Origin of the sequence: Microcoleus sp. N9_A2 (assembly GCF_036701775.1) — a bacterium.
In the GTDB taxonomy this organism is placed as follows: domain Bacteria; phylum Cyanobacteriota; class Cyanobacteriia; order Cyanobacteriales; family Microcoleaceae; genus Microcoleus.
Genome location: NZ_JAUBRH010000013.1, coordinates 14,125 through 39,502, shown reverse-complemented (window position 1 = coordinate 39,502; position 25,378 = coordinate 14,125). Strand labels below are relative to the sequence as shown.

19 protein-coding genes and 1 pseudogene are annotated in these 25,378 nt (G+C 44.1%); 8 read left to right on the top strand and 12 right to left on the bottom strand.

Annotated features, from left to right (window positions below):
* The first annotated feature begins 58 nt into the window (after nt 1-58).
* The 3 genes and pseudogenes from QUA44_RS10635 to QUA44_RS10625 all read left to right on the top strand — a co-directional run bounded on the left by QUA44_RS10635 (nt 59) and on the right by QUA44_RS10625 (nt 3,530).
* Nucleotides 59-1,231: a TRC40/GET3/ArsA family transport-energizing ATPase gene (locus QUA44_RS10635; RefSeq protein ID WP_333250655.1), complete on the top strand. Its 1,173-nt coding sequence runs from the start codon at nt 59-61 to the stop codon at nt 1,229-1,231.
* 365 nt (nt 1,232-1,596) lie between these two features.
* Nucleotides 1,597-1,725: pseudogene (locus QUA44_RS10630) on the top strand (ISKra4-like element ISMiva1 family transposase); the annotation flags it as partial.
* A 311-nt stretch (nt 1,726-2,036) separates the two neighbouring features.
* Nucleotides 2,037-3,530 carry a tetratricopeptide repeat-containing serine protease family protein gene (locus tag QUA44_RS10625; RefSeq protein ID WP_333250657.1) on the top strand — a complete coding sequence of 498 codons (1,494 nt, stop codon included), beginning with the start codon at nt 2,037-2,039 and terminating at the stop codon, nt 3,528-3,530.
* A 126-nt stretch (nt 3,531-3,656) separates the two neighbouring features.
* Here QUA44_RS10625 and QUA44_RS10620 read toward each other — a convergent pair whose 3' ends face one another.
* A complete protein-coding gene (locus QUA44_RS10620; protein WP_333250659.1) occupies nt 3,657-4,436 on the bottom strand; it encodes a Tat pathway signal protein in 780 nt (259 codons plus the stop codon).
* A gap of 692 nt (nt 4,437-5,128) precedes the next feature.
* On the opposite strand from QUA44_RS10620, the gene QUA44_RS10615 reads away from it, so the two are divergent.
* The gene (locus QUA44_RS10615; protein WP_333250660.1) at nt 5,129-6,535 is read left to right on the top strand and encodes an NB-ARC domain-containing protein; all 1,407 of its coding nucleotides are present in this window, start codon (nt 5,129-5,131) and stop codon (nt 6,533-6,535) included.
* A 161-nt stretch (nt 6,536-6,696) separates the two neighbouring features.
* Nucleotides 6,697-8,148, top strand: a complete 1,452-nt coding sequence (gene ffh, locus QUA44_RS10610; protein ID WP_333250662.1) for a signal recognition particle protein — start codon at nt 6,697-6,699, stop codon at nt 8,146-8,148.
* Nucleotides 8,149-8,461: 313 nt separating this feature from the next.
* Here the strand turns inward: ffh and QUA44_RS10605 are convergent, their stop codons facing one another.
* Nucleotides 8,462-9,667, bottom strand: a complete 1,206-nt coding sequence (locus QUA44_RS10605) for an ISAzo13 family transposase (protein ID WP_333309674.1) — start codon at nt 9,665-9,667, stop codon at nt 8,462-8,464.
* A 1,166-nt stretch (nt 9,668-10,833) separates the two neighbouring features.
* Between QUA44_RS10605 and QUA44_RS10600 the strand changes: the two genes are divergently transcribed.
* On the top strand, nt 10,834-13,632 hold the full coding sequence (locus QUA44_RS10600; protein WP_333255741.1) for an ATP-binding protein: 2,799 nt from the start codon (nt 10,834-10,836) through the stop codon (nt 13,630-13,632).
* 1 nt (nt 13,633) lies between these two features.
* Nucleotides 13,634-15,538 (top strand): EAL domain-containing protein, encoded by a 1,905-nt coding sequence (locus tag QUA44_RS10595; RefSeq protein ID WP_333255743.1) that lies wholly within the window; start codon nt 13,634-13,636, stop codon nt 15,536-15,538.
* A 58-nt stretch (nt 15,539-15,596) separates the two neighbouring features.
* Here QUA44_RS10595 and QUA44_RS10590 read toward each other — a convergent pair whose 3' ends face one another.
* From QUA44_RS10590 to QUA44_RS10580, 3 genes are all read right to left on the bottom strand, one after another.
* Complete coding sequence (locus tag QUA44_RS10590; RefSeq protein ID WP_333255745.1) at nt 15,597-15,788, bottom strand: hypothetical protein; 192 nt, start codon at nt 15,786-15,788, stop codon at nt 15,597-15,599.
* A gap of 24 nt (nt 15,789-15,812) precedes the next feature.
* Complete coding sequence (locus tag QUA44_RS10585; protein ID WP_333309672.1) at nt 15,813-15,953, bottom strand: hypothetical protein; 141 nt, start codon at nt 15,951-15,953, stop codon at nt 15,813-15,815.
* Nucleotides 15,954-16,042: 89 nt separating this feature from the next.
* Nucleotides 16,043-17,404 (bottom strand): IS4 family transposase, encoded by a 1,362-nt coding sequence (locus QUA44_RS10580; RefSeq protein ID WP_333255747.1) that lies wholly within the window; start codon nt 17,402-17,404, stop codon nt 16,043-16,045.
* Nucleotides 17,405-17,525: 121 nt separating this feature from the next.
* Between QUA44_RS10580 and QUA44_RS10575 the strand changes: the two genes are divergently transcribed.
* The gene (locus QUA44_RS10575) at nt 17,526-17,726 is read left to right on the top strand and encodes an ISAzo13-like element transposase-related protein (RefSeq protein WP_265239191.1); all 201 of its coding nucleotides are present in this window, start codon (nt 17,526-17,528) and stop codon (nt 17,724-17,726) included.
* Nucleotides 17,727-17,937: 211 nt separating this feature from the next.
* On the opposite strand, the gene QUA44_RS10570 is transcribed toward QUA44_RS10575, so the two are convergent.
* The 7 genes from QUA44_RS10570 to QUA44_RS10540 form a co-directional block, all read right to left on the bottom strand.
* Nucleotides 17,938-18,519: a Uma2 family endonuclease gene (locus QUA44_RS10570; RefSeq protein ID WP_333255751.1), complete on the bottom strand. Its 582-nt coding sequence runs from the start codon at nt 18,517-18,519 to the stop codon at nt 17,938-17,940.
* A gap of 85 nt (nt 18,520-18,604) precedes the next feature.
* On the bottom strand, nt 18,605-19,801 hold the full coding sequence (gene lptC, locus QUA44_RS10565; RefSeq protein ID WP_333255752.1) for an LPS export ABC transporter periplasmic protein LptC: 1,197 nt from the start codon (nt 19,799-19,801) through the stop codon (nt 18,605-18,607).
* Between the two features lie 217 nt (nt 19,802-20,018).
* Entirely contained in the window at nt 20,019-20,624 is a 606-nt protein-coding gene (locus tag QUA44_RS10560) for a LabA-like NYN domain-containing protein (protein WP_006631885.1), read from the bottom strand.
* 91 nt (nt 20,625-20,715) lie between these two features.
* A complete protein-coding gene (gene metG / locus QUA44_RS10555) occupies nt 20,716-22,323 on the bottom strand; it encodes a methionine--tRNA ligase (protein WP_333255754.1) in 1,608 nt (535 codons plus the stop codon).
* 335 nt (nt 22,324-22,658) lie between these two features.
* Complete coding sequence (locus QUA44_RS10550) at nt 22,659-22,787, bottom strand: hypothetical protein (protein WP_333255756.1); 129 nt, start codon at nt 22,785-22,787, stop codon at nt 22,659-22,661.
* Between the two features lie 179 nt (nt 22,788-22,966).
* Nucleotides 22,967-24,109, bottom strand: a complete 1,143-nt coding sequence (gene hrcA, locus QUA44_RS10545; protein WP_445243700.1) for a heat-inducible transcriptional repressor HrcA — start codon at nt 24,107-24,109, stop codon at nt 22,967-22,969.
* 299 nt (nt 24,110-24,408) lie between these two features.
* Nucleotides 24,409-25,281: an alpha/beta hydrolase gene (locus tag QUA44_RS10540; RefSeq protein ID WP_333255760.1), complete on the bottom strand. Its 873-nt coding sequence runs from the start codon at nt 25,279-25,281 to the stop codon at nt 24,409-24,411.
* Between the last annotated feature and the right edge of the window lie 97 nt (nt 25,282-25,378).

Genomic DNA, 25,378 nt, shown 5'->3' with positions numbered 1-25,378 from the left:
TCCGTTACATCCCGTTACAATATATAAGTAAAGAACTTTCAGGCGAGCTAAACAATCAATGCGCTTAATATTAATGACCGGAAAAGGCGGCGTCGGCAAAACCTCCGTAGCCGCTGCTACGGGCTTGCGATGCGCCGAATTGGGATACAAAACCCTAGTGCTGAGCACAGATCCCGCCCACTCCTTGGCCGACAGCTTCGACATGGAACTCGGACACGATGCTCGACTGGTCAAACCCAATTTGTGGGGAGCAGAATTGGACGCTCTCAGGGAATTAGAAGGCAATTGGGGAGCAGTCAAACGCTACATTACTCAAGTTTTGAAAGCGCAGGGACTTGAGGGCGTGCAAGCTGAAGAATTAGCCATTTTGCCGGGAATGGACGAAATCTTTGGTTTGGTGCGGATGAAACGCCATTACGACGAGGGCATATATGATGTTTTAATTATCGATTCCGCCCCCACAGGTACAGCATTGCGACTGCTAAGTTTGCCGGAAGTTGGCGGCTGGTACATGAGAAAATTTTACAAGCCTTTGCAAGGTATATCTGTTGCCCTCAGACCTTTAGTTGAACCGTTTTTTAGACCACTTGCGGGCTTTTCTTTGCCCGACAAAGAGGTGATGGATGCACCTTATGAATTTTACGAACAAATTGAAGCTTTGGAAAAGATTTTAACTGACAATACTGTGACTTCGGTAAGGTTAGTTACGAATCCTGAAAAAATGGTAATCAAAGAATCTTTGCGAGCTCACGCCTATTTGAGTTTGTACAATGTTGCCACAGATTTAATTGTCGCCAACCGGATTATTCCTGAAGAAGTAACCGATCCATTTTTCAAGCGCTGGAAAGAGAACCAGCAGCAGTACAAGCAGGAAATTCACGAAAATTTTCGGCCGCTTCCTGTAAAAGAAGTGCCGCTTTATTCCGAGGAAATGTGCGGTTTGCCGGCTTTGGAACGTTTGAAAGAAACGCTTTATGCAGATGAAGACCCAAGCAAGGTTTATTACACAGAAAATACGATTAGAATTGTGCAGGACAACAATCAATATGTTCTCGAACTGTATTTGCCGGGAATTGCTAAGGATCAAATTCAGTTGACGAAAACGGGAGATGAATTGAATGTTCGGATTGGGAATCACCGCCGCAATATGGTTTTGCCGCAAGCTTTAGCCGCGCTGCAACCTTCGGGGGCGAAGATGGAGGATGATTATTTGAAGATTAAGTTTGCTTAACCTGAGATGTTGCACCATTCTCAAGAAGCCTTTTATGGGCGCGCTCTCCTGACCACCCCACGAGAAATATACTCTTTGTGGAACAGGCCGGAAAGCCTGTTCTTGAAAATGGTGCAATGCGGGTTGTTATGTGGCGTTTTCGCGAATGACAATGTTGTATTCAAATGCCCATTACATTTTGCGCTGACTGAACCTTACAGCACTTTGCTTAATGATTAGGTACAATAGTCAGGAGATATGTACCTCGAAGTGTACAGATAGTAGAAAAACTATTGGAATTGGGAGTGAAATTATGTTCAAGTAAGCAAATCGAAAATTCTTTTGATCACTGCTGTTACTGTACCTCTTAGTCACGAAAGTGCTGTAACTACCGATACTATAAAGAAGCATCTTTAAGTTCTATCGGTTCTGGAACAGTGGAATCAACGATTAAAGGAATTGGAGTCAGGGTGAAACTATCGGGAGCGCAGTGGAATATCGAGAGTGTTTTCTAATTCCTTTCTCTTCGCTGTGCTTATCTCAATGGTCAACTTTCCGCTTGATGTATTTGCAAAAGTGAGATGCACCCAATTTTAGTGATTCACAAACATGATTTTATGTCAACTTAATTTAGATGCGTTTACCCTGGAACATCTACAAGTAAAATATGGCATAGTAATGTCGGCAATGGTGGAAATGTACGAAATGTACGAAATGTCATCAAAATCGAAAGCATCTGAAAACATCAGGGTTTCTGGTTTTAATAAATTTTATTTTCGCCTATACTATTCGGAGTATAAAAAATCTTACTCTTCAGCAATCACCTATGAATAGGGATTATTCGCGCTTTGATTCCCTCACCAGCATCCTAGCAGGAACAGTAACGGTAGCAGGAATAGTCATTTTTGCGCCTGCACCGATTTTCGCTATGTCATCGCCAGAAATTGCCAAATTAGCTGAATCTGTCACGGTTCAAATCAATGCAACACTTCATGGTGGCGGGTCTGGATTTATTATTGCCAAACAAGGCACAACTTACACAGTTTTGACATCTAACCATGTTGTTGCTAATACTAAGGATACTTATACAATTCGCACATCTGCTGGAAAAGACTATCAAGTAACCAGAAGTGTACTATTGCAGAAAGGCCAGAATGCTCCAGATTTAGCAGTCGTAACATTTAACAGTCCAGAATCTTATCCTGTTGTAACTTTAGGCGATTCCGAACAAGCGGCAATTGGTACAGGAATTTTTGTGTTTGGCTATCCAGGTAATATGTTGGAACAAAAGTACACAGTTAAACGCAATTTTGAATTTTCACCAGGCTTTGTTACCAGCCGTCGTCAGAATCATCCACGGGGTTATACCTTGCGTTACAATGCTGTCACGAAAGGGGGAATGAGTGGAGGGCCTGTATTTGATGGAGAAGGGCGCGTAGTCGGGGTTCATGGAGAGGGCGATCTCGATTTTATAACGGATGACGAAGGAAAACCAGTAGATAAATTTACAGATAAAACAGGGTTTAATTCGGCAATTCCTATCAACACTTTTATCGCTAAATTGTCGGATGCGGGCTTAAATCGATCGGCACTTTTGATAAATACCTCTCCCACAGCCAATGCACCTCTGAAACTGAACAATCCCCAAGATGCTAAAACTTATTACGTTCGGGGTTTAACTCGGTTTGACAAGGGAGATTTGTCAGGGGCTGTGGCAGATTTCAACCAAGCGATTCAAACTCAATCAGATTATTCAGAAGCTTATTTTTATCGAGCACTGGCTTATTCAGATTTGAGACAAATGCCAAAAAGTCTCGCTGATTATAGCAAGGCGATCGCCCTAAATGCCGGTTATGTCGATGCTTACTACAATCGGGGGCTGGTTTTGTCGGCGATGGGAGATAAACCGGGGGCGATCGCCGATTATACTCAAGTCATCCGTTTGGATAGAAACTTTGCCGCGGCTTACAACAACCGAGGATTGGCGCTTTCAGATTTGGGCGATCAAAAAGGGGCGATCGACGATTTCAATCAAGCGCTGCAAATCAATCCCGGTCGCGCCAACACTTATTTTAACAGAGGATTGGCCTTATTTCGCATCAATAACGATCGCTCTGCCTTAGCTGATTACACTCAAGCAATTCAACTCAATCCCAGTTATGCAAAGGCTTATGCTAACCGAGGAATTACCTTGGTGAGAATGGGAGATAGGCCAGGGGCGATCGCAGATTTGCAACAAGCTGCTCGTTTATTTAGGGATCAAGGAATGAATGCAGATGCTCAGAAAGCATTAGATTTGATTGGTCAACTGCAAAAATAGGATTGATTTGATACAGAATATTTGTAGGGAAACGGCACTGCCATGTCCGTATCCGCAGAAATATAGAAAGAGAAAGAAAGAGGACACAGCAGTCCTGTGTCCCTACCGAATATCTCTATTACTTCCCTAAAACCTCACCGTCACCAAAATCACCCGCCGAGGCTGATCTTCGGCTTCAATAGTATACTCAACCCGCCCAAAACCTTTCGGCCCCGGTTCAACTAAATCGTAGCGAGATGTCACCGTACCCGCGGCTGTATCGTATTGAGCAAAAACAGCACCAGGATTCCTCCCAGCAGAGGCATCGGTATCACCTCCCCAGGAGCCCCAATCATCCAATCGCGATCGAGTTGGTAAGATAGAAGCGGCGATTTCAGGAGGTGTCAATCTTTGATCGGCTAAGACTTGTTGAGCGTTATGAATAGCGCACATTGTCGGCCCGGAAATTTTGGCATCGCTATATTGATCTTCCCACTTTTGTACGAAGCCAAAGCCCACATTCGGGCCGACTTGATCCTGTCTTTGCCGCCCCCACAGCCGACTGGTATCTGATGCAAAATTAGAACCGCTGCCAGTTACAGCTAATTCGGTTCTTTTGCTGGTAAAATTGCGGTTGACAAATTCTTTGTCTGCGGTGCGAATAGCGTTGGCGGCCGCTGGTTCTACTTTACTGCTAACATTACTATTGCCTTGTACGATCGGTGATAGAACACCGGGGATGGGCTGTGCTCCACAATATTTTTGAATACCGTTAAAAACGCGATCGGCTGATAAAGCACTAATCGGAAATTCTAGGGAATAAGCCTCGGCAGGTTTAGGGAAAAAGATGCCGGATGTGGCGGAAGCAGCAAAAGAAGCGCCACCCCAGATGACGATCCGGTTAAATTGACGGCGGCTGATACTCATAATTTATCGACTCCCAGGAGAACTTGCCCCCGGCTCTAGATTAAATTTGAAGAAGTGATAAGACCTTTGGTTACAATTTTTAGCTGTGGAACAAGAGATATCAAGAGATAAACTTTTACCATTACTAACATCTACCAGCATTGTATTGATCCTCCCAAGCTTCCCCACCTGAGAAGCTACTTGATTTCCATCTACATAAACCTCGATTTTGGGTGGTGAAATCTCATCTTGATCTGCAACTCCATACTCCAATCGGAGAGAAGCACGACCGCCTGGGAGTTTACAAGTCCAACTGGCCTCGCGTACACTCATAATACTGGTGTATAGTTGTCGGCCTATTGAAATGTCTGTAGGCCGCCTGTACAAATAAGCTAACCCGCCACTACTAAGTGAGAGTGTACCCTGCGTAACGAGACATTGCAGGTCGAGTATATGGATCGGGCGCTGGGCCTGTGCCACTTGTGCGCCAACTGTCGTTAAACTAAAAGACAACACCCCAGCCGACAACAAACCGCTGAGCCACCGCACTCGCTTCATAAAAATATCCTGCTAATACCTTAATCAATTAATATAAAGGATGAGCTGTGTAGGAAAAGTCCTGACTTTAGATAGATGACCAAATCAAAAATGTCACGATTGTACGAAATGTCAGGTATAATTAATGGCGTACAACTCCAGCTTCTCCCTAATCTATGGATATTGCCGAAGTTTTGACACTGGCAGATGAGCTAATTTTTTCTAAGACGGGAAAGCATTTGGATTACGTGCAAGAAGCTATTCTGCGGGGAACTTTACAAGACACAACTTACACGCAAATTGCTCAAGAAGTTTACTCAAGTCCAAGTCATGTTAGAAATGTCGGATCGGACCTTTGGAAAACACTTTCTAAAGGATTGAAAAAAAATATTACTAAAAACAATTTTAGGGCCGTATTAGAAAACGGTATAGTTTATAACTATAGATCAACTATTGTTGAAAATATAACAGGTGAGAATATAACAGTTAATAAAAACCTTAATGTTTGTCCTGAAAAAGCCCGATCGCCCAAAACACCCCCAAACCCGCAACCAACAACAAAACAGCCCCGCATCGACTTAGGCGACGCACCAGAAATCTCCACATTTTACGATCGCACATCCGAACTCACCACCCTCGAAAACTGGATTTCAAGCCGCACCCGTCTCATCACCATCCTCGGCTTATCCGGCATTGGCAAAACCGCCCTGACACTCCAACTAATCCCACAAATTCAACACGAATTCGATCGCATCATCTGGCGAAGCCTCCACAACGCGCCAGCCCTCGCATCACTCCAAACCGACATAATTCAATCCTGTAGGGGCGGTGCCCCCGTGCCCGCCCCCTCGGTGCCCGAAGAAAGGGCAACCGCGGGGGGATTGCCCCTACTAGACTATTTGCGATCGCACCGCTGTCTCATCATCCTCGATGATGTGCAAACAATTTTCAGCAGCCAACAACTAGCAGGAAACTACCAACCGGGTTATGAAAACTACGGCGCATTCTTCAAACAAATAGCAGAATCATCCCACAACAGTTGCCTAATTCTCCTCAGTTGGGAAAAACCCAGAGAAATTGCAGCCTTAGAAAGCCGCCAGAAAACTTGTCAAACATTGCCACTCAATGGTTTAGGAGAAGCAGCGCGAGAAATCTTCACAGAAAAAGGCTTAGCAGAATCAGAAAAATGGTCTGAATTGATCGATCTTTACCAAGGTAATCCCTTGTGGCTGCATACAGCAGCCGCTGCAATTCAAGACTTATTTAACGGCAATATTTCTGATTTTTTATCCTATGACAGCTTAGTTTTAGGAGACTTAGAATATTTATTGCACAAACATTTTCAGCGCTTGTCAGATACTGAAAAACAAGTAATGTCCTGGTTGGCGAATCAAAACAAAGCAGTCGAAATCTCCAAAAAGCCAGCCCTCTTGGAATTATCCCCATCAGAATTCCTCAAAGCCGTCGAATCCTTGAGACGGAGATTATTAATCGAAAAAGTCGAAAAGGGCGATCGCACCCTGTTTGCAGTCCAAGGGGCGATCGCAGAATACGTGAAAAATCACAGCTTGCAGCAGTTTTAAGAACAGGCTGTCCGGCCTGTTCCACAATATTATGAATTAATTTTATTGTGGGTTGGGCTTCTAGCCCGCCCTGAAAGGATTATTGAAAAATTAGCAAACATTCATCCAAAAACCCCCGTTTAGCCCTAAAATAAAAAAGACTGACTAGCCAACAAAGCCCTATGTTTGAAGCCCTTGCCGATCGACTCGAATCCACCTGGAAAAAACTGCGCGGACAGAATAAAATCTCCGAGAGCAACATCCAAGACGCCATCAAAGAAGTCCGCCGCGCCCTCCTGGAAGCCGATGTCAACCTCCAAGTCGTCAAAAACTTTGTCGGAGAGGTAACGGCCAAAGCACAAGGGGCAGAAGTCGTTTCAGGCGTCCGTCCCGACCAACAATTCATCAAAATCGTCCACGACGAACTCGTCCGCGTCATGGGGGAAACCAACGTACCCCTCGCCACCGCCGAATCCGGGCCCACCGTCATCCTGATGGCCGGTTTGCAAGGAACCGGGAAAACCACGGCCACCGCCAAACTAGCCCTGCACCTCCGCAAGCAAAATCTTACCGCACTGCTAGTCGCCACCGACATTTATCGACCAGCCGCGATCGACCAATTGCTTACCCTCGGCAAACAAATCGACGTACCAGTATTTGAACTAGGCAAAGACATTGACCCCGTAGAAATTGCCCGCCAAGGCATCGAACACGGCAAACAACTAGGCGTAGATACCATCATCGTCGATACAGCAGGCCGCCTGCAAATCGACCAAGAAATGATGGCAGAATTGGTTCGCATCAAACAAACAGTACAACCCCATGAAACGCTGTTAGTTGTTGATGCCATGACCGGCCAAGAAGCAGCAAATTTAACCCGCACCTTTCACGAACAAATCGGGATTACCGGTGCAATCCTCACCAAATTAGACGGCGACAGCCGCGGCGGTGCAGCCTTATCCGTGCGCCAAATATCCGGCGCGCCGATTAAATTTGTCGGCGTAGGCGAAAAAGTGGAAGCATTGCAACCATTTTATCCCGAACGCATGGCATCGAGAATACTTGGCATGGGCGATGTCTTGACGCTAGTAGAAAAAGCCCAAGAAGAATTCGACATCGCCGACGCCGAGAAAATGCAAGAGAAAATGCTCACGGCAAAGTTTGACTTTACCGACTTTCTCAAGCAAACCAGATTGTTAAAAAATATGGGTTCCCTCGGCGGCATCATGAAAATGATTCCGGGGATGAACAAACTCTCAGACGAACAAATGCGGCAGGGAGAAGTGCAGCTAAAACGCACCGAAGCCATGATTAATTCAATGACAATTGAAGAACGCCGCAATCCCGAACTTTTAGCAAGTTCTCCATCCCGCCGCCGCCGCATCGGCAAAGGCGCAGGCTACGCCGAAAATGACGTAACAAAACTCGTCAGCGACTTCCAAAAAATGCGTACCATGATGCAGCAAATGAGTCAAGGAAACTTTACAGGAATGGGAGGATTGCCCGGAATGCCGGGAATGCCGGGAATGGGCGGCCCGGGCGGAATGCAGCCCGGTTCCCGTGGCTATATGGGTGCCCAGCAGAAGAAGAAAAAGAAAAAAGATAAGCCAAAAAAAGGTTTCGGACAGTTGTAAAAAGCATCAAACATATTGCACTATTGTCAACAACCTGTAGGGGCGAGTTCACCGACAATAATTGCCTAAAACCGATAATTTCGTAAACCCGCCCCACCCCCGCGATAGTTCTTATTTAACTCTTTTCTTGTTGCCGAGTTCAATCTAAAAAAACCTGGAATTGAATATGGTACAAACATTTATATCATGTCCGATCGATTGACCATAATATCCCGGCCGGGCGGGTTTTTGAGATTGTCAATTATTGGCAGATATTGTTGGTGAACCCGCCCCTTGTATCTTAGGAATGAAAATTTAATAACTTTAGCGTTTGTTAAATAGTCGGCACTGCACGATAATTCCATTTAGGTAGATATTCATCAAAAATAATTTTCATTGTTTCTTTAAATCCATTAGCTACTTTTCGACCAGTTTCATAAATTTTCTCAATCACATTTACTACGACAGAAAGCCCGGTTTTAGTATGCGTTTTTGCCATGAGTTTTTTCACTAACTCAAGAGAAGTAAAAATCACTCCTTGACAGGCTCTAGTTACGTGAGGAAACAAACGATGTTCGATCGGATTATATTTCGATGTATAGGGAGGATAGTGTGCGATTCTAATTTCTATCCCTAGCTCGTCAACTAACTTTTGTAAATCTGATTTAAAGATATGATGATTAGAATTATTACTGCCACCTCCATCGCATTTTATTAAAATTGAATCGGCTTGAGGATAGATAAATTTTCCGTAATTGAGCCACCATAATTTAATCGATTCACAAGCAAATTCACTCGTTTCTTTACTGATTCCCAGGTTTAAATATCCTCGGTTATGTTGCCGATCATAAATTCCATGAGGTACTACTTTTCCGTCAGCTAGACTCCAAAAGTCATGGTCAAATGTCGTAACAACTTCGGTAGTATATAGACTGCCTGCTCGATAGAGATTTCCAATAAATTCCTTCTTTTTGGTGTCCCTACTAACAATTGGATTACCCCGCAACTCATACTGAGCCGTTATTCTGGCAAGATTTTCAAATTGTTCATTACGATTTTTTGTGACTCCGGTTGTTTGTTGTTTTTGAGCTTTGCGTTTCACATATCCATGTTTTTTTAACAGTTTTTGAACGACTGTGGTACTGACTATTGTTTCCTGAGCCTTCAGACCTTCAACGATTTGTTGATGCGTAAGATTTGTCCATTTAATTTGAGCGGACATTGGATCTCCGGCTGTGTGGTTTTTTAAGACTTCTAAAAAACGCTCATTTAAATCAGGTATCTGAGAATCCCTAGTTTTTCTTCCTCCCCCAGGTCGGCGAATTCTCTTTTGATTCAAGGTGGGTTCTGATTCACTTTTTAACTCCTTAATGCCGTTGGCTATTGTATTTCTGTCTACTCCCAAAACTCGGGCTATGTAAATAATTCCACCACGACCAAGTTTTACGGCTTCTATCGCTGCATATTTTCTTTGGTCTTTTTCAGATAAAGACTGATGATGTTTGAGCATTAAAGCAGTAATTTCGTCTGAGTAATACATAAATTAAGTTAGTAATAAATGATTCAAGTCAACAAATCATGGGCGATACAAGAAGAACCAAGTAGGTATAATATTTGACATCCCTACCGAAACATGAACCTATTTATATTCACTCATTTACTTATTATACATCGCTGATGTTATTAAATTTTCCTTCCTTACAATGCGTGATGGTTCTTGTGGGATGGGCGTCCCGCCCGTCCAGAAAGGGCGGGCGGGACACCCCACTTTCCTTGTGTAAATTATTTAATTCGCGATCCTAAGTTAAAATACTTGGCGGGGTGACAACGCCTGTCAAACCTTGATGGTAAAAGCATTAAAGCCCCTGAACCTCAAAAAAGATAGGGGATTATTCACAGGCTTATTGACTCATACGATCCTCCAAGCTCGCCTTGAACCTGATTCAAGGGATCTCGCCACTCTCTTTTATTGAATCACGCCCGCAAATATCTTTGTGCTTGGTTAATCAACTCAAAATCTTGACGCAGCTTTGCTTTTAACCTGCTTGTCACCCCGTCAAAGTGTTGAGTTTATGGTTGGTTTAGGCACTATGCACGATCGACTATTAAGTTATTGTGCATCTAGGTTCCCATTTCCTTTATTTGAGAATCCTTGTGAGACGGGCCAGAGAGCCCCTTGAAAAAAAAGCGCAATTTAGCTGGCGTAAGCTTAAGACTTACGCATAGAACCCCCAAACCCTTTTTCCAAGAGGGCTTTCAAGTACCCCGTTTTTTGAAGCGGTTCCCCCCCTTTTTAGGGCAGCACGGGGAAGCTGGGTTTCAGACCCTATAGTTCGTAAGTCCTGACTATAGTTAGTTGTATGCTTAGATCAATTAGTATTGAGGTCAAGACCTACAAGTGAATGAAGGTGTACTCAATATCCATGAAATCGGCAGGTAGGCTCACACTGCAACCCCAAGCAAAATATAGCATTTGACATTTATGGAGATTCCGTCTCAAATGGGGAGCTGTTTTTTTTCATAAATTTGCAAACTGTATCAGTATTACCCGCTCATTTCAGCCCGGTTATTCAACAATAAGATATCATTAAACCAATTGGCATTCAAAATAGAGAGAATCAAGAATTTCCCTAGAACTGACTTTAAATTATCAAAGCTGAGCGACTGTTGTTATTGATACAATCCAAATACTAAAATGACTCCGCCATGACTCTAATCGCAAGTGAGAATGAACTTGCAAAAAGCCCTCAAAAAATCCCGCTGCGCCTCGTATTAGTCGTACCATTCGTGCTGCAAATCTTTGTCGCTGTGGGGCTGACAGGTTGGCTCTCGCTACGCAACGGCAAAACTGCCGTCAACAACGTTACTACCCAATTACGAACGGAGGTAGTCGCCCGCATCAATCAACAATTAAACACTTACTTGGAAACGCCCCATTTGGTCAATGCCATCGGCGTCGATGCCATTCGTCGCTTTGGGTTGTGGAATCCCGACAATATGAGTTCGATGAGAAGCTACTTCTTCTGGCAACTAAAGCAATTTCCCACCGTTAGTTACATCAGTTTTGGAGGGGAAAGAAAAGAATATGCGGGTGCTGGATATAAGGATGATGGCAGTGTGGTTATTGAAATAACCGATCGCTCTACTAATTTTCTCAATACGATCGTCAAGGTAGATAGAGAGGGCAACCCGACTCAGTTTAAGGAAACCCACCCCGACTACGATCCCCGCATCCGACCCTGGTATAAGGCCGCAAAAGTTGCAGGCAAACCCCAATGGAATAAAATTTATCAATATTATATTCAACCTAGCCTAGGAATCTCAGCTAGCCAACCTGTTTACGATAAAAATGGCACTTTTCTAGGAGTTGTAAGTACCGATCTGTTTCTCTCAAAAATTGGCGACTTTCTCCAAACTTTAAAAATTGGTATATCTGGAAAGACTTTCATCGTAGAAAGATCGGGCTTGCTAGTGGCTTCTTCCACCGCCGAGAAGCCATTTCTTGACAGCACAGATGGCAAAAAAACGCAAAGATTAAAAGCGATTGAAAGCAGCGTACCTTTAATCAAAGGTACAGCACAGCATTTAATAGAACGCTTTGATAACTTCACCAACATTGACAGCAACCAGCAACTTGAATTCATGCTGAACGGTCAGCGGGAATTCGTGCAAGTATCCAGATTCCAAGATGGCAGAGGTCTTGATTGGCTGATTGTTGTAGTCGTTCCAGAAGCCGACTTTATGGAGCAAATCAATGCCAATACCCGCAGCACTATCCTACTCTGCGTTTTAGCGTTAGTGCTAGCGACGTTCTTAGGAATCCTCGCCTCCCGCTGGATTACCCATCCGATTTTTCGGTTAAGTCAAGCGAGTCGAGCGATCGCTAGCGGTCAATTAGACCAAAAAGTAGAGGTAAATGGCATAGATGAACTGGGAATTCTCGCTCAATCTTTTAACCAGATGGCACAGCAATTGCGCGAGTCTTTTGCTGCTTTAGAAAAGACCAACTCAGAGCTAGAAAATCGAGTAGAAGAACGGACAAGTGAGCTAAAAGAGGCAAAAATTGCCGCTGATACTGCTAACCATGCCAAGAGCGAATTCCTCGCCAACATGAGCCATGAACTCCGCACACCCCTGAACGGAATTCTAGGATACTCTCAAATTATGGAACGCGATAAAACTACCACTCCTAAACAAAAAGATGCTATCCACATTATTCACCAGTGTGGTTCCCACTTACTCACGCTGATTAACGATATTTTAGACATTTCTAAAATTGAAGCCAGTAAAATGGAACTTTACAGTTCAAATTTTAATTTTTCTTCTTTTTTGATCGGGGTGGTGGAAATCTGCCGTATCCGAGCTGAACAAAAAGAAATTACATTTAGTTATCAAGTATTAAATCAACTTCCTAACGCTGTAAATGCTGATGAAAAACGACTGCGCCAAGTTTTGCTTAACCTGTTGGGAAATGCTATTAAATTTACAAAAAAAGGAGGGGTTATTTTTAAGGTAGGCGTAATAGGTACGGGGGAAGACTCTGACCCATCACAACTTACTAAAATTCGTTTCCATATCCAAGATACTGGGGTTGGAATGGCACCAGAACAGTTAGAAAAAATATTTTTACCGTTTGAACAAGTCGGAAATAGCCAGCAGAAGGCAGAAGGCACTGGGTTAGGATTAGCGATCGCACAGAAAATTGTTCAAATGATGGGAGGCGAAATAAAAGTCGAAAGTATACTCGGTCAAGGCAGCATTTTTTACTTTGAATTAGAGTTGACTCGATCATGTGAATTTATTGAGCAACCTTCGCCAAATACTTCAATCAATTTAAAGGGTTTTAAAGGAAATAAAAATAAAATTTTGTTAGTAGACGATCGATTAGAAAATCGAGGTTTTATTAGAATTTTTTTAGAACCACTAGGTTTTAAAATCATGGAAGCTTGTAATGGACAAGAGGGTTTAAATAAAGCCATTGATTTTAAACCCGATCTGATTATCACAGACTTAGTGATGCCAGTAATGGATGGATTTGAAATGTCACGGCGCTTCCGAAAGTCATCAGAGTTTAAAGATGTAATATTGATAGCATCCAGCGCCAGCGTGTTTGAATTCGATCGCCAAAATAGCCAAGAAGCAGGTTGTAACGAGTTCCTGTCCAAGCCGATCCAAGTAGAAGAATTGCTAGAAGTATTAAAGGATTACTTGCAAATCGAATGGATTTACGACGAACCTACGGATTTGGCAAACGAACAGCAGGAAGGTTTCACTAATTTATTAAATGTTCAAAGTGGTGAGCTTACTATCCCGCCATCAACAGAGCTTGTAACGCTGTTTAATGCAGCTCGAATCGGCGATATTGAAGTTGTTGAGCAGGAAGCCAATAGACTCAAGAAGATAGATGGGAACTATCATCCGTTTGCTAATAAAGTGTTGCAATTTGCCAAAAACTTTGAAGAAAAAGAACTACTAGCCTTTGTCAAAAAACATTTTGGAGAATAAAATGTTGAATCCCAACGAAAATGTGATTTTAATTGTTGACGATAACCCGAATAACCTCAAACTTCTGTTCGATTTTTTGAAGGAGTCAGGCTTCAAGGTTTTAGTGGCTAAGGATGGGGAAAGTGCTATTGAGAAGCTACAAGAAGTTTCGCCAAATATCATATTATTAGATGTGATGATGCCGGGGATAGATGGGTTTGAAACCTGCTGCCGTTTAAAAGCATCGGTGGCAACGAAAGATATCCCTGTGATTTTTATGACAGCTCTTACCGATCGCGTGGATAAGGTTAAAGGTTTGTCAATTGGGGCAGTAGATTATATCACCAAACCCTTTCAGCAAGAAGAAGTCCTAGCCCGCTTGCAACTACACCTGAGACTGCGAAATTTGACCAAGACGCTGGAAGAGCAAAATGTGCTTCTCAAACAGGAAATTGAAAGGCGAAAAGAGGCGGAAGTGGCCTTGCAGAAACTCACTTCTGAGTTAGAGGAACGGGTGGCTTCTCAAACGGCTGAACTTAGACAAGCCTACAACGAGCTTCAACAGGCTCAAGTTCAGTTGTTGGAAAGGGAAGAAAAATTAGGACATGATGCTTTTCACGACGCGCTAACGGAGTTGCCTAACCGCGCTTGGTTTATGAATCGGCTGCAACAGGCGATCGACTTGTCATACAGACATGAAGATTATTTATATGCGGTGCTATTTATTGACCTAGATCGCTTTAAAGTAGTGAATGATAGCCTCGGGCATTTGGTTGGGGATCAATTACTAAAAAGCGTTGCTCGTCAACTGCAAGTTTGTTTACGCCATACAGATGCAGTTGCGCGGTTTGGAGGAGATGAATTTGTGATATTGCTGGAAGATATTAAACATATTGATGAACCAAACAGGGTGGCTGAACGCATCCAAAATCAATTAAGGCAGCCGTTTAATTTGAATGATTATGAAGTATTTACCGAGATCAGCATTGGCATTCTCCTGAGCACAATGGGTTACGATCGCCCAGAAGACGTACTCAGAGATGCGGATATCGCAATGTATTATGCTAAAGCTCAAGGCAGAGGGCGTTACGAAATTTTCGCTCCAGCTATGCAAACTGTGGCTATGACGCGGTTGCAGTTGGAGAACGACTTGAGAAGGGCGATCGCGCTACAAGAATTTTGCGTTCACTACCAGCCAATTGTCTCCCTTTCTACGGGGCAACTGAGTGGCTTTGAAGCTTTGGTGCGCTGGCATCACGCATCTGGCACGATCTACCCGCCTGCTGAGTTTATCCCTGTGGCTGAAGAAACTGGTTTGATCAATGAACTGGGGTGGTGGGTTTTGCAGGAAGCTTGTCACCAGATCAGTATTTGGCAGCAACAGTTTCCCCAAACACCTCCCTTGACGATTAATGTCAATCTTTCCCCCGTGCAGCTCAAGCAAGTAAACCTACTCAATCGAATTGAGGAGATTTTGCAGCAGACTGGCATTCCAAGCTACTCTCTAAAACTAGAGATTACTGAAAGTTGCATTTTAGAAACAGTATCCAGGGAAGAAAAGATGTTGAAGCAGCTAAAAGCTCTAGGCATTCAGTTGTGTATCGACGACTTTGGCACGGGCTACTCTTCTTTAAGCCGCTTACACGAGTTTCCCATTGATACCTTAAAGATTGACCGCTCTTTTGTGAGCCGCATTGGGGCCGACAACAGTGGCGTAGAAATTATCCAGACGATCGTGACGCTGGCTCGCAGCCGAGGTATGGATATCGTGGCAGAAGGGATAGAAACGCCAACACAGCTACAGAAACTGCAAGAGTTGGGGTGTGAGTTGGGGCAAGGATATTTATTTTCTAAGCCTGTAGAGAGCTTCAAGGCAACCGAACTATTAGGCTTAAAAGTAGGGGTAGTAAGCTGGCCTCCCATTTAGTTTGGCCTCAATAAATTTTATGAAACTCTTGTGGGACAGGCTCAAAAGCCTACTCTCCTTATACATTTCTCTCTAATCTCAAGTCGGGATTTGCCAATGCTAGGGCCTCGAATTGTTCTGGGGTGACCAGGAGGTCGATCGAATTTTGCAATTCTATAGAGATAGTTTCTGGTTGAATAATATCATGTCCGGTCGATTCCCTCCGCTTCGCTTCGCCCGAAATCAGGTAGATACTGTCTTGAACTGTCAAGGGGTAGCGAGTAAATAATTAGGGTCAAAAGGCTTTTGGGACTTTAAAATCCCAAAAGCCAAATGCACCAATTTCCTCATCAGAGCGCCAATCACCTGCATTTTGACGCCAGCCACGACCCAATAATCGCTCACTCATGGCCTTGAGTAACGGATTGTGACGCATCGCCACTACCGCAGGCCATTACTCACAAGTTAAGCTAAAAGCACTGTTGTCAATGAGTAATCTTACTCATTTTTTTACCGAGATACCAATTAAAATATGACTCCATTTGTTCCTTTATTATTTAAAAAAAATTGTTCGGGACTTCTTTGAGTTCCAGGGAAAGGAGAAATAATTAGCCTTATCTGAGGTTTTCGTTGTCGCTTAACAATCCCTAAATCTTGATTTTTTTCGTCAGCAAAATACTTAACGAGGTCAGAAGCTAATCCTTTTTGATAGGCCACAGAAAAATGATACATTCCCCGATAAATCATTTCTAATGAAACACGTTCAATTGGCACTCCTAATTCATCTGCAACGGCATCCCCTAAGTCTACCATAACCGCATAAAATAGCCAGGTAGCCCAGATTTGGAGCTGGATTCCGTTGACAGAACCTGTCCATAAATCACTTAAATTTAGGAGTCTCTTTACTATACAAAAGGCGTCTTCAATTCGCCAGCGTCTTTGATATAAATCTGCCACTACATATGGGGGCAATATTTCGGGTTCTCGGATACTCGTCAGATAAGAACGCCAGCTATTTTTCGAGCGAATTTGTACTAATCTTATAGTCAAACTAGGTGTCTTTTTTGTCCCTGCACCTATCTGGATTATCTGGTCTTTAACATCATAGGTATTGGTTAATACCCGTTTTACTTGATAAGATGCACCTTTCTTAATTCGAGTGATAAATCCAATTTCTTGCTCAATTAATTTTGACCAAAAAGCGAAGTGATAGAAGCCTCTATCCAGTAACAGCAAAATTTTTGGCTTAACTGTTTTTAGTAAATCTTCTTCCCAATGGGTATCTGCTTGTTTCGGATTTGTCCAAAACCAAATTTCTTCGGGAAGATGAGTTACTAGGTCTATTATTACTCCCATTTTCCCGGCTAATTGACCAATTGGAACATCTGATAAACTTTCTAGTTTCCGAAATAATGCTTCTAATGTTGAGCCGTCTGCTATCCAGATATTTTCAAAGTTTTTTAAGGCAAATTGTACGCTATCTGGTAATAGTCTCGACTTTCTCATCAACCATTTTTGTCGAAAATGAGGTAGTAATTCTTTAAATACTTTTTCAAACAAAATAGCTGGAAAAGTTAAAAATCTGAGTGATAATGCTTGTTGGCTAATTTCTTGTGGCTGACACCATAAAAAGCCTTCTCTCTTTAATAATCTGGTTAATTCTGTTACTCCTGCTACGTCTCGCCATAATAAACTTAATACGGAGGCCATCATTAACGGTAGTGTTAGAATTCTATCTCTTAAATTTAGTTGGCGATAAAAAGTTTTTTGGGCCGCCATTGCTGGAATTAATAAATCTTCCAGGTAATTCGCTACCGCTTCGTTTTCTACTTGAGGACGATTTTTTTTCTTTGCATGATCTCGGTTGATGCGTTTTTTGCTACTCATAAACTGGTTCAATTATGGCTCAACTGCTTACCCGGTCAAGGTTTCATCCTATTTTACCTCTTGCAAGTCTACCCCCTTGACAATTTGCACTTTTTCTTAACTTGTCACAAATGGTCAAGGAGTGATTTTTACTTCTCTTGAGTTAGTGAAAAAACTCATGGCAAAAACGCATACTAAAACCGGGCTTTCTGTCGTAGTAAATGTGATTGATAAAATTTATGAAACTGGTCGAAAAGTAGCTAATGGATTTAAAGAAACAATGAAAATTATTTTTGATGAATATCTACCTAAATGGAATTATCGTGCAGTGCCGACTATTTAACAAACGCTAAAGTTATTAAATTTTCATTCCTAAGTTATTTAATTCTCATTCCTTACTACTGTCTCGGACGATCGACTTCGATCCGCTCTTGCACTTGCACTGTATGCTGCCCGTTGGGATGTGTTGTAGTAAGGAAGTTTAGTCCTTAGTAACTAAAAGCTTTAAGAAAAGGCAGAAGTCATTATTACAAACTTAATTGCACAATCAAATTCTATTGAATAGCTTGCCTGAATTCCCGCATTGCCTGAAGGTGATTTTCAATATTGATACACCGCGCCAATAATGCAATATCTAAGTCTGGCAGAACTTGAGAGCGATCGACCTCTGCATATCCATCATCCCCCAACGAATACAAACGCAGCCTACCATTTTCCCAAAACCAAACTTCAGGAATTTCGAGGCGTTTGTAAACTTCCAACTTGTTAATACCTCCGCTAGTCACCACCACTTCCACCGCCAAATCGGGAAATTCTCGGTTAGCTCCCAATTTATAGGATTTATCAGCTTCTCGCTTCACCAACCCCGATGGACTTTCCAGCGTCATCGAACCAGTAGGCTGATAATCAATTCCCATTTGAAGCAGATAAAGATCTAGTAGAGAACCAATTCGTTCTTTAATCGTTTCATGTTTTTCTCCCGGCATACGTCTAATCTCCAGTACCCCATCTAAAAACGATAATCTCACCCCTGGGCGTGAGAGCAACTGTTCAACCACTTTAAACTCTCTCCAACTCAGCTCGTCAATTAAGATAGGTTCATCGAGCCGTTCTAACTTTTCTAAAGTTGTAGTCATCCCAACCCCTCCTTACTCAATCTAATCTTCATTATATCTGCGTTCATCAGCGCTCATCTGCCCGCATCTGCGGTTGCAATCCCATCTACTGTCCCAAATTTCCCTTGTACTCGTCCGGTACAAATTCCGTAACCACTTGGCCACCGCCGCCGTCGCCTTTGACAATCACAGTTTGATTTTTCAACTCTCCCGCTGCCCTCGGCCCAGTCAAATTAAACACCGGATTTAGTTGCTTGTAAACCACATTTCCTTCTGCATCAAAAGTTTGGTTAGTTAAATACCACGTTACGCGATCGGTATTTAATTGAGCTTGACGTTTTTCACCAATTCCTACCACATTTCCCGTCAAATAAAAAACTTTTTTCTGTAAATCTCCCCGCCCCGTATCCCCAGTCATCGTCACCTTTTCCACGCGGTGAAAAACCTTCACAGGCCCAGGCGATACCACCGATTGCGCCGGAAAATTCCAACTCATCAAACTGCTTTCTATTTGCAGCGGTGGGTCTGATGGCATTAATTGAGCGTTTTTCGTTAATGTCGCAATCTTGGTTTTTAAGTCTACATCTACCTGGTCAGCAAAACCGCTGTCTGTTACTTTTTTATCTTTATATCTGTCAATTTGAGTCGGTTGGTCGCTGTTTATCTTTTGTTGCTCGACAAACCACACTAAGTGCTCTGTTCGCAATTGCAAAGCCGGATCTTTAACATTCGCCACCACAGAGCCGAATAACTCCATCCTCTTAGCCCTACTGAAAACCCGCGCTTCCTTCGCTGAAGCCGTCACCTGTTTGTTCTCTCCAGTCAAATTATTGCGGACAACTAAAACATCCTCCTTTGGTCGCCACTCCAACTCGTTTCCCCGCAATACCACGCCATTTTTAAGGTCAGTAGCGACTATGTTACCTTTGAGAAAAACCTGATTTCCTTCCTGAAATACCTGCCCAGTTTCTCCCTGAATGTCATAAATTTCTTTGCCGTCCTGAAACAATTTTCCCACTGGTTTCTGAACGTTAACTGTTTTTTGGTCTTTGCTGTAAACGGCACTTTGTGAGTTAACTTTCCAGAAGATTTCGCCTTTTTCGTTGGCTTGTTCTAGGGTTACTTTGTTTAAGGTTAAAGAGCTGTTTGACTGCTGAGCAGTTTTGAGATCCTCTGCTAATTTGTTATTTTGAGTTTCTTGGGGAGCAGCACAAGCACTAATCCCCAAAATCAATGCTGCTAAAAATAGCAGCACGGATTTTGGGGATTTGAGATGGGAATTTTGGGATTGGAGATTAATCATTGGTAATCGATAATTGGGAATTTGTAATTGAGAATTGGTAATTGGTAATTGGTAATTGGTAGTTGGCTAATTAAAAACACTAAATCAAAAATTAAAAATGTTTTATACTTTATCTAAATTTTTAACTTCTTATTTTTAATGATTCCACCCCTTACCTATTACCTATGCCTATCCCCCATTCCCTATTCCCAATTCCCTATGACTTCTTACCAAATCCCTATCTGTCGTCGTGTTCTTCCATCAAGCTTAGACCCGACAGCGGGCGGTAAGCATAGTTAGGGCGCGATGTTTTTTGGATGTCATCCTTAATCATTTCTAAATCGATGTAGCGATCGGCTACATTGATTAAACTGTCACTGGTCATCGATCGCAAACTCACGACTTCCACCCGCACACCGCGATAGCTCACAGCATCCACAGCATAGGCCAAATCGCCGTCACCGCTGACCAAAACCGCTGTGTCGTAAGACCCGACTAAAGCCATCATGTCCACAGCAATTTCTACATCCAAATTGGCTTTCTTAGAACCATCTGGTAACTGCACCAAATCCTTAGAAATCACTCGGTAGCCGTTGCGACGCATCCACAGCAAAAACCCCTGCTGTTTCTCGTTAGTGCGATCGACACCAGTGTAGAAAAAAGAGCGTAACAGCCGTGAACCGGCTGTTAAACGGCACAATAGCTTAGTGTAATCAATTTCTATGCCTAACTGTAAAGCCGCGTAAAAAAGGTTAGAGCCGTCAATAAAAATTGCTACTCGACCCCGATTTTCGAGAACCTGTTCCGGTGTAAAAAGGTCGTTGCTTTCTATTCTATTCAACATGATTGTTATGCCTCAATTTTTATGAAAGATTGGTTAAGGAAAAAAGTGCTAATTCATAATCTGTCATAGCACCCCGATCGCTGGCTGCGAACTATGACGGTAATGTTTCCAACAGTTCGAGCCTCTTAAAAACTGGTTGGGGTTCTCCCAGAGTTTGGTTGGCCGGCAAAGCGCCCCAGGCAGCATGAACTGCAAAAGTCGCTGAACTGTTAACGGCAACCCGATCGTTAAAGTCAATTGAAAAACCTAGCTGCTGATAGATAGCGTTGCTGATATTAGGAATAATCGGCGATAAAAGGTAAGATGCTAGTCTAACAGATTCCAGAACAGAATATAGCACTTGTTCGACACTTTCAAGCTGTCCCTGCTTGTACAAACTCCAAGGTGCTTGCACATCAATAAACTTGTTTCCGGCTCGAACTAATGCAAGCACCGCTTCGCAAGCCTTGCTAAAAGCCAATTCTTCGTAAAAACCCGCGACGCGATCGCCCAAATCCCGGCTCATAGCCTTGAGAAGGTTGTCGCCGTCAATGTTTTCTCCCAACACATTTGGTACGCAGCCACCGCAATATTTGCGAGCCATGTTTAGGGTACGATTAAGCAAATTTCCCAAATCATTTGCTAGCTCAGCATTCAATATATTGATAAACCGAGTTTCGTTAAAATCGCCATCCTCTCCGAATTCAATTTCTTTGAGAAAATAGTAACGCACTGCATCAGCGCCGTATTTGTTGATCAATTCGACAGGGTTTAAAGTATTACCCTCCGTTTTCCCCATTTTTTTGCCGTCTTTGGTCAAAAACCCGTGTGCGAAAACGCGACCCGGCACCAGTAGATTCGCTGACATCAGCATTGCCGGCCAGTAAACTGCGTGGAAGCGAAGAATATCTTTGCCGATCAAGTGCAAGTCAATCGGCCACCATTTAGATAAAGCATTCTCCAACATCGGGTCGCTGTCCGGATCTAGCAAGGCGGTGACGTATCCCAGCAAAGCGTCAAACCAGACGTAGATGCTGTGACTGGGGTCAACTGGTATTGGCAGACCCCATTCGAGATTCACTCTAGAAATCGAAAAGTCTTGCAGTCCAGAGTTGACGAAACTGAGCACTTCGTTCCGTCGGCTTTCCGGCGCGATGAAGTCGGGACGTTCTGCGTACAAGGCCAGCAGTTGGTCTTGATACCGCGACAGACGGAAAAAGTAATTTTCCTCGTCGCGCCACTCAACTTCCTTGCTGGTGTGGACAGAACACCGATTTCCCGGCAACAATTCCCGTTCATCCTTAAATTCTTCACAGGAGACGCAGTACCAGCCTTGTTGCTGGTTCAAGTAAATGTCGCCGGAGTTCCAGACGCGCTGGAAAAATTCTTTGACAATGTACTCGTGGCGCCGCGAAGTTGTGCGGATGAAGCGATCGTACTGGATGTCGAGTTGCTCCCACAGCGTTTCAAACGCCGGAACTACTAAGTCGCAGTGAGCTTGGGGCGATCGTCCCAAACTCTCGGCTGTCCGCTGAATTTTCTGCCCGTGTTCGTCCGTCCCCGTAACCAGCAAAACAGATTTGCCCCGCAGCCGCTCAAATCGGGCTAGGGCATCCGCAGCCATAGTCGTATAAGCGCTGCCAACGTGAGGTAAATCGTTTACATAATACAGAGGCGTTGTTATCGCAAAGGTATTCTTAGTTGTATCAGTCGATTTCATTGAATGCTAAAAGAAAATTCCCTAAATTTCGTTTCGATCTTAACTCAGCGGTTAAATTTTTTATGGAGTGGCAATCAAGCCAAATTCACTGCAAGTTATTTGCAATTGTCTAACCCGGGCTATTTCCAAAAGAAATATTGCTTTCCTATCCACACTAATCTTTTTTAGTTGTTTTTGACGAACTCTCTAAAATGTCTTAATATTTTGACATTCTGCTGCCTTGGGAATCGACGCTCCCAGGGTAAGCGCCTCATCTATTCATTGGTCGTAGCCGCTATCCCTATAGCGGGTTTAGCAGCCCACCCGGTTGCCAAAAAAAATCGTCAGTTGGGTGGCTAAACCCGCCGTTCGACTAACGCTCCGCGACCACTTTCTGTGAATGCGCGATCGCTCACCATCGCAATCTCTTTCTCCCGATCGCTGGAAAGTCGATCGCCCGCAACTCCTGCCACTTTCCGAGCCACTCAGGGACGCAGAAACCTGGTTGTTTACGAAACTCTCTTGTCAACCGCGAAGCTTTAGTTTCTTGCCCCAAAAAGAGTATAAAAGCCTAGGTTTTTTGTCATAAAACCCGGTTTTTAAAGGTTGCGAGTACGTCCACAGACAATAAAACCCCAAGCCAGTTAAGCTTGGGGCTATCAAATTAGGGTGTATCTAACAAGGGATGATCCGATCGCCCTCGATCGCCATCAGGAAAACTAACTCGATTTCCGCCAATAGCTTCTGACAAATAATCGGCTGCAGCTTCCACAACCGCGATCGCATTTTCATAAACCATCCGCGTCGGCCCCAAAACCCCAACACTACCCACCGGCACCGATCCCCGGCGGTAAATCGAAGAAATCAGAGTACAGCCGCGAATTGGTTCCAAGGAATTTTCCGAGCCAATACGCACCGTTACCCGCTTCCCTGGCCTCTCCAACTCAGGCGATTCAAAAATCAAAGGCCAAAGCAGTTCCTGCTCTTGTTCGAGCAATTGCACCAGGGTTTGAACTTGCTGCAACTGCGAAAACTCAGGCAAGCGCAGCGCTTCTGCCAAACCGCCGATCAGAATTCGCGTGTAGGTGGGATTGCTTTGGCGGCGGCTTAAAGCAGCCAGCATGGTTTCCATCCATTCAGCGTACAGTTCAAAGTCCCGGTCTAACTCGCTCCAGTCTACAGTCGAGAGTTCCGAAAGCGATCGCCCCCGCAGCTTGCTGTTCAAAAAATTCGACAAAATCTGCAATTGGCGATCGACAATTTCCTCATCTGGCCAGCTACCATCTGCGTGCTTGGGTAACTGCACCAGCACCGAATGAGTTTCGTAAACATCAGTCACCACGATCAACATCACCTTTCCCGCCTCTAGCTGCACCAGTTGCAAGTGGCGCAAGCAAGCCGTATGGGTTTGCGGTATGGTGATCATTGCTATGTAACCGCTGATAGTTGCCAGGATTTGAGCAGCGCCACGGAGTGCCGCGTCCATGCGACCATCCGACCAGTTGAGCTGGTCTAGTACCTGTTCCACCTTGCGGGCGAGCGTATCAGACGGTTGAATCAACTGGTCTACATAAATTCTGTAGCCGGAGTCAGAGGGGACTCGTCCGGCCGAAGTGTGAGGCTGATAGAGCAGCCCAGCTTTTTCGAGAGTCCCCATCGCATTGCGAATTGTAGCTGGGCTGACGCTGAGGTTGAATTCGTCAGCCAAAGCTTTTGAGCCAACGGGTTCCGCTGTAGCTATATAGTGGCGAACCGTTGCCCAAAGGATGTGTTGTTGCCGATCGGTGAGGTTAACGCGCACAGATATTTAAGCAGAATTAGTATTGAGACAATTTGCCACTATCGAGTCAGAAGCTCTGTCCTTAAGGGCGATCGGGCAGAGTTATCTATTTAACATAACAGATTTAGGCGAAGGAAGCTCGGCAACTGATTGTGTACGGGATTTAACCGATTGTGTAAGCGATTTTACGGATCGATGTTAAGGGAATGAACAGGGAAAAATGTTTTAACTTTTAACTTGTAACTTTCTATTTGGGAAGCTTCGCTTCAGAGAACCGGAGATCTGCCTAATGCCCCATTCCTCGGTTTCGCTTTACCCAATGCCCTTTAAGTGTGTTCTTGCAGAATATTTTGCAGGTAACTAGCCACTGCATCCGGCTGTTCCACCATTGCCAAATGGCCACAATCGGGAAGCTGAAAGACATTCTCGCCGCCACCTTGGAACATCCAGTGAAAGCTAGCCAAATGCAGCACGTATTTGGGTTCCATAATTTTGTCTTTAGTGCCGGCAATAAAATAAACAGGCTGCTTGAGTCGGGATACTATTTGCGGCAAGAGGTGAATCTCCGCTTCTGTGGTGGAGTCCAACAAAGCCCCCAAAGCTGCCTCTGGATCAGCTCCCACAAAATCTATTAAGCGCTGCCGTCCCCAAGAGCGGCCGATCGAGCAGGCTACAGAATCGCGGGCAAACAGGTAATCTGCTAACGGCAAGCGAGGCAGCCAGCCGGGACGCATTTTCACTAGCTGCTTGCCGACGGCTCGAAACCGCTCGAATTCTTCCTTAAGATAGATGCCGCCGCCTGCATTGATGCAGACGACACCTTTAATGCGATCGGACAATTGGCTGGCTCCCCAAAGGGCGATCGTACCTCCCAGAGAGTGTCCCACCAGCCAAGCAGAAGATATATCGAGTTTTTCGAGTAAAAGTTCCAAATCGCGAGCGTAAGCTGCGGGAGTGTAGCAGGAGTTAAGCGTTTGGGAACGCCCGCGATGACCGCTGCCGTCGTCGGCTTGAGAATCGCCAAAGCCCCGCAAATCGTATGTCAGGCACTGATAGTTTGATGCCAAGCGATCGGTCAACGGTTGCCAGTAGCGGCGGCTTAACAGCCAGCCGTGGACAAATACCAGAACCGGGGAAGTTGCAGTCGGAGCCGTCAAATCGTAAGCGTGCCGAACCCCTAGGATGTCGATGGTTGCCATAAATTTATCCTATCCCGAAATCAACACAGAGGGAGTGGCATTTCCAGGAGCGATCGGCTTGGTTGAACTTTCTCAGAACTAAAGTCTTGACCAAAAA

Bases quoted from the DNA above. Each gene is read 5' to 3' on its own strand.
- QUA44_RS10600 (WP_333255741.1), top strand. From the start codon at position 10,834: ATGACTCTAATCGCAAGTGAGAATGAACTTGCAAAAAGCCCTCAAAAA.
- QUA44_RS10560 (WP_006631885.1), bottom strand. From the start codon at position 20,624: ATGTTGAATAGAATAGAAAGCAACGACCTTTTTACACCGGAACAGGTT.
- QUA44_RS10605 (WP_333309674.1), bottom strand. From the start codon at position 9,667: ATGTATTACTCAGACGAAATTACTGCTTTAATGCTCAAACATCATCAG.
- QUA44_RS10570 (WP_333255751.1), bottom strand. From the start codon at position 18,519: ATGACTACAACTTTAGAAAAGTTAGAACGGCTCGATGAACCTATCTTA.
- QUA44_RS10625 (WP_333250657.1), top strand. From the start codon at position 2,037: ATGAATAGGGATTATTCGCGCTTTGATTCCCTCACCAGCATCCTAGCA.
- QUA44_RS10620 (WP_333250659.1), bottom strand. From the start codon at position 4,436: ATGAGTATCAGCCGCCGTCAATTTAACCGGATCGTCATCTGGGGTGGC.
- lptC (WP_333255752.1), bottom strand. From the start codon at position 19,801: ATGATTAATCTCCAATCCCAAAATTCCCATCTCAAATCCCCAAAATCC.
- metG (WP_333255754.1), bottom strand. From the start codon at position 22,323: ATGAAATCGACTGATACAACTAAGAATACCTTTGCGATAACAACGCCT.
- QUA44_RS10540 (WP_333255760.1), bottom strand. From the start codon at position 25,281: ATGGCAACCATCGACATCCTAGGGGTTCGGCACGCTTACGATTTGACG.
- QUA44_RS10615 (WP_333250660.1), top strand. From the start codon at position 5,129: ATGGATATTGCCGAAGTTTTGACACTGGCAGATGAGCTAATTTTTTCT.
- QUA44_RS10595 (WP_333255743.1), top strand. From the start codon at position 13,634: ATGTTGAATCCCAACGAAAATGTGATTTTAATTGTTGACGATAACCCG.
- QUA44_RS10580 (WP_333255747.1), bottom strand. From the start codon at position 17,404: ATGAGTAGCAAAAAACGCATCAACCGAGATCATGCAAAGAAAAAAAAT.
- QUA44_RS10635 (WP_333250655.1), top strand. From the start codon at position 59: ATGCGCTTAATATTAATGACCGGAAAAGGCGGCGTCGGCAAAACCTCC.
- ffh (WP_333250662.1), top strand. From the start codon at position 6,697: ATGTTTGAAGCCCTTGCCGATCGACTCGAATCCACCTGGAAAAAACTG.
- QUA44_RS10585 (WP_333309672.1), bottom strand. From the start codon at position 15,953: ATGCGTCACAATCCGTTACTCAAGGCCATGAGTGAGCGATTATTGGGT.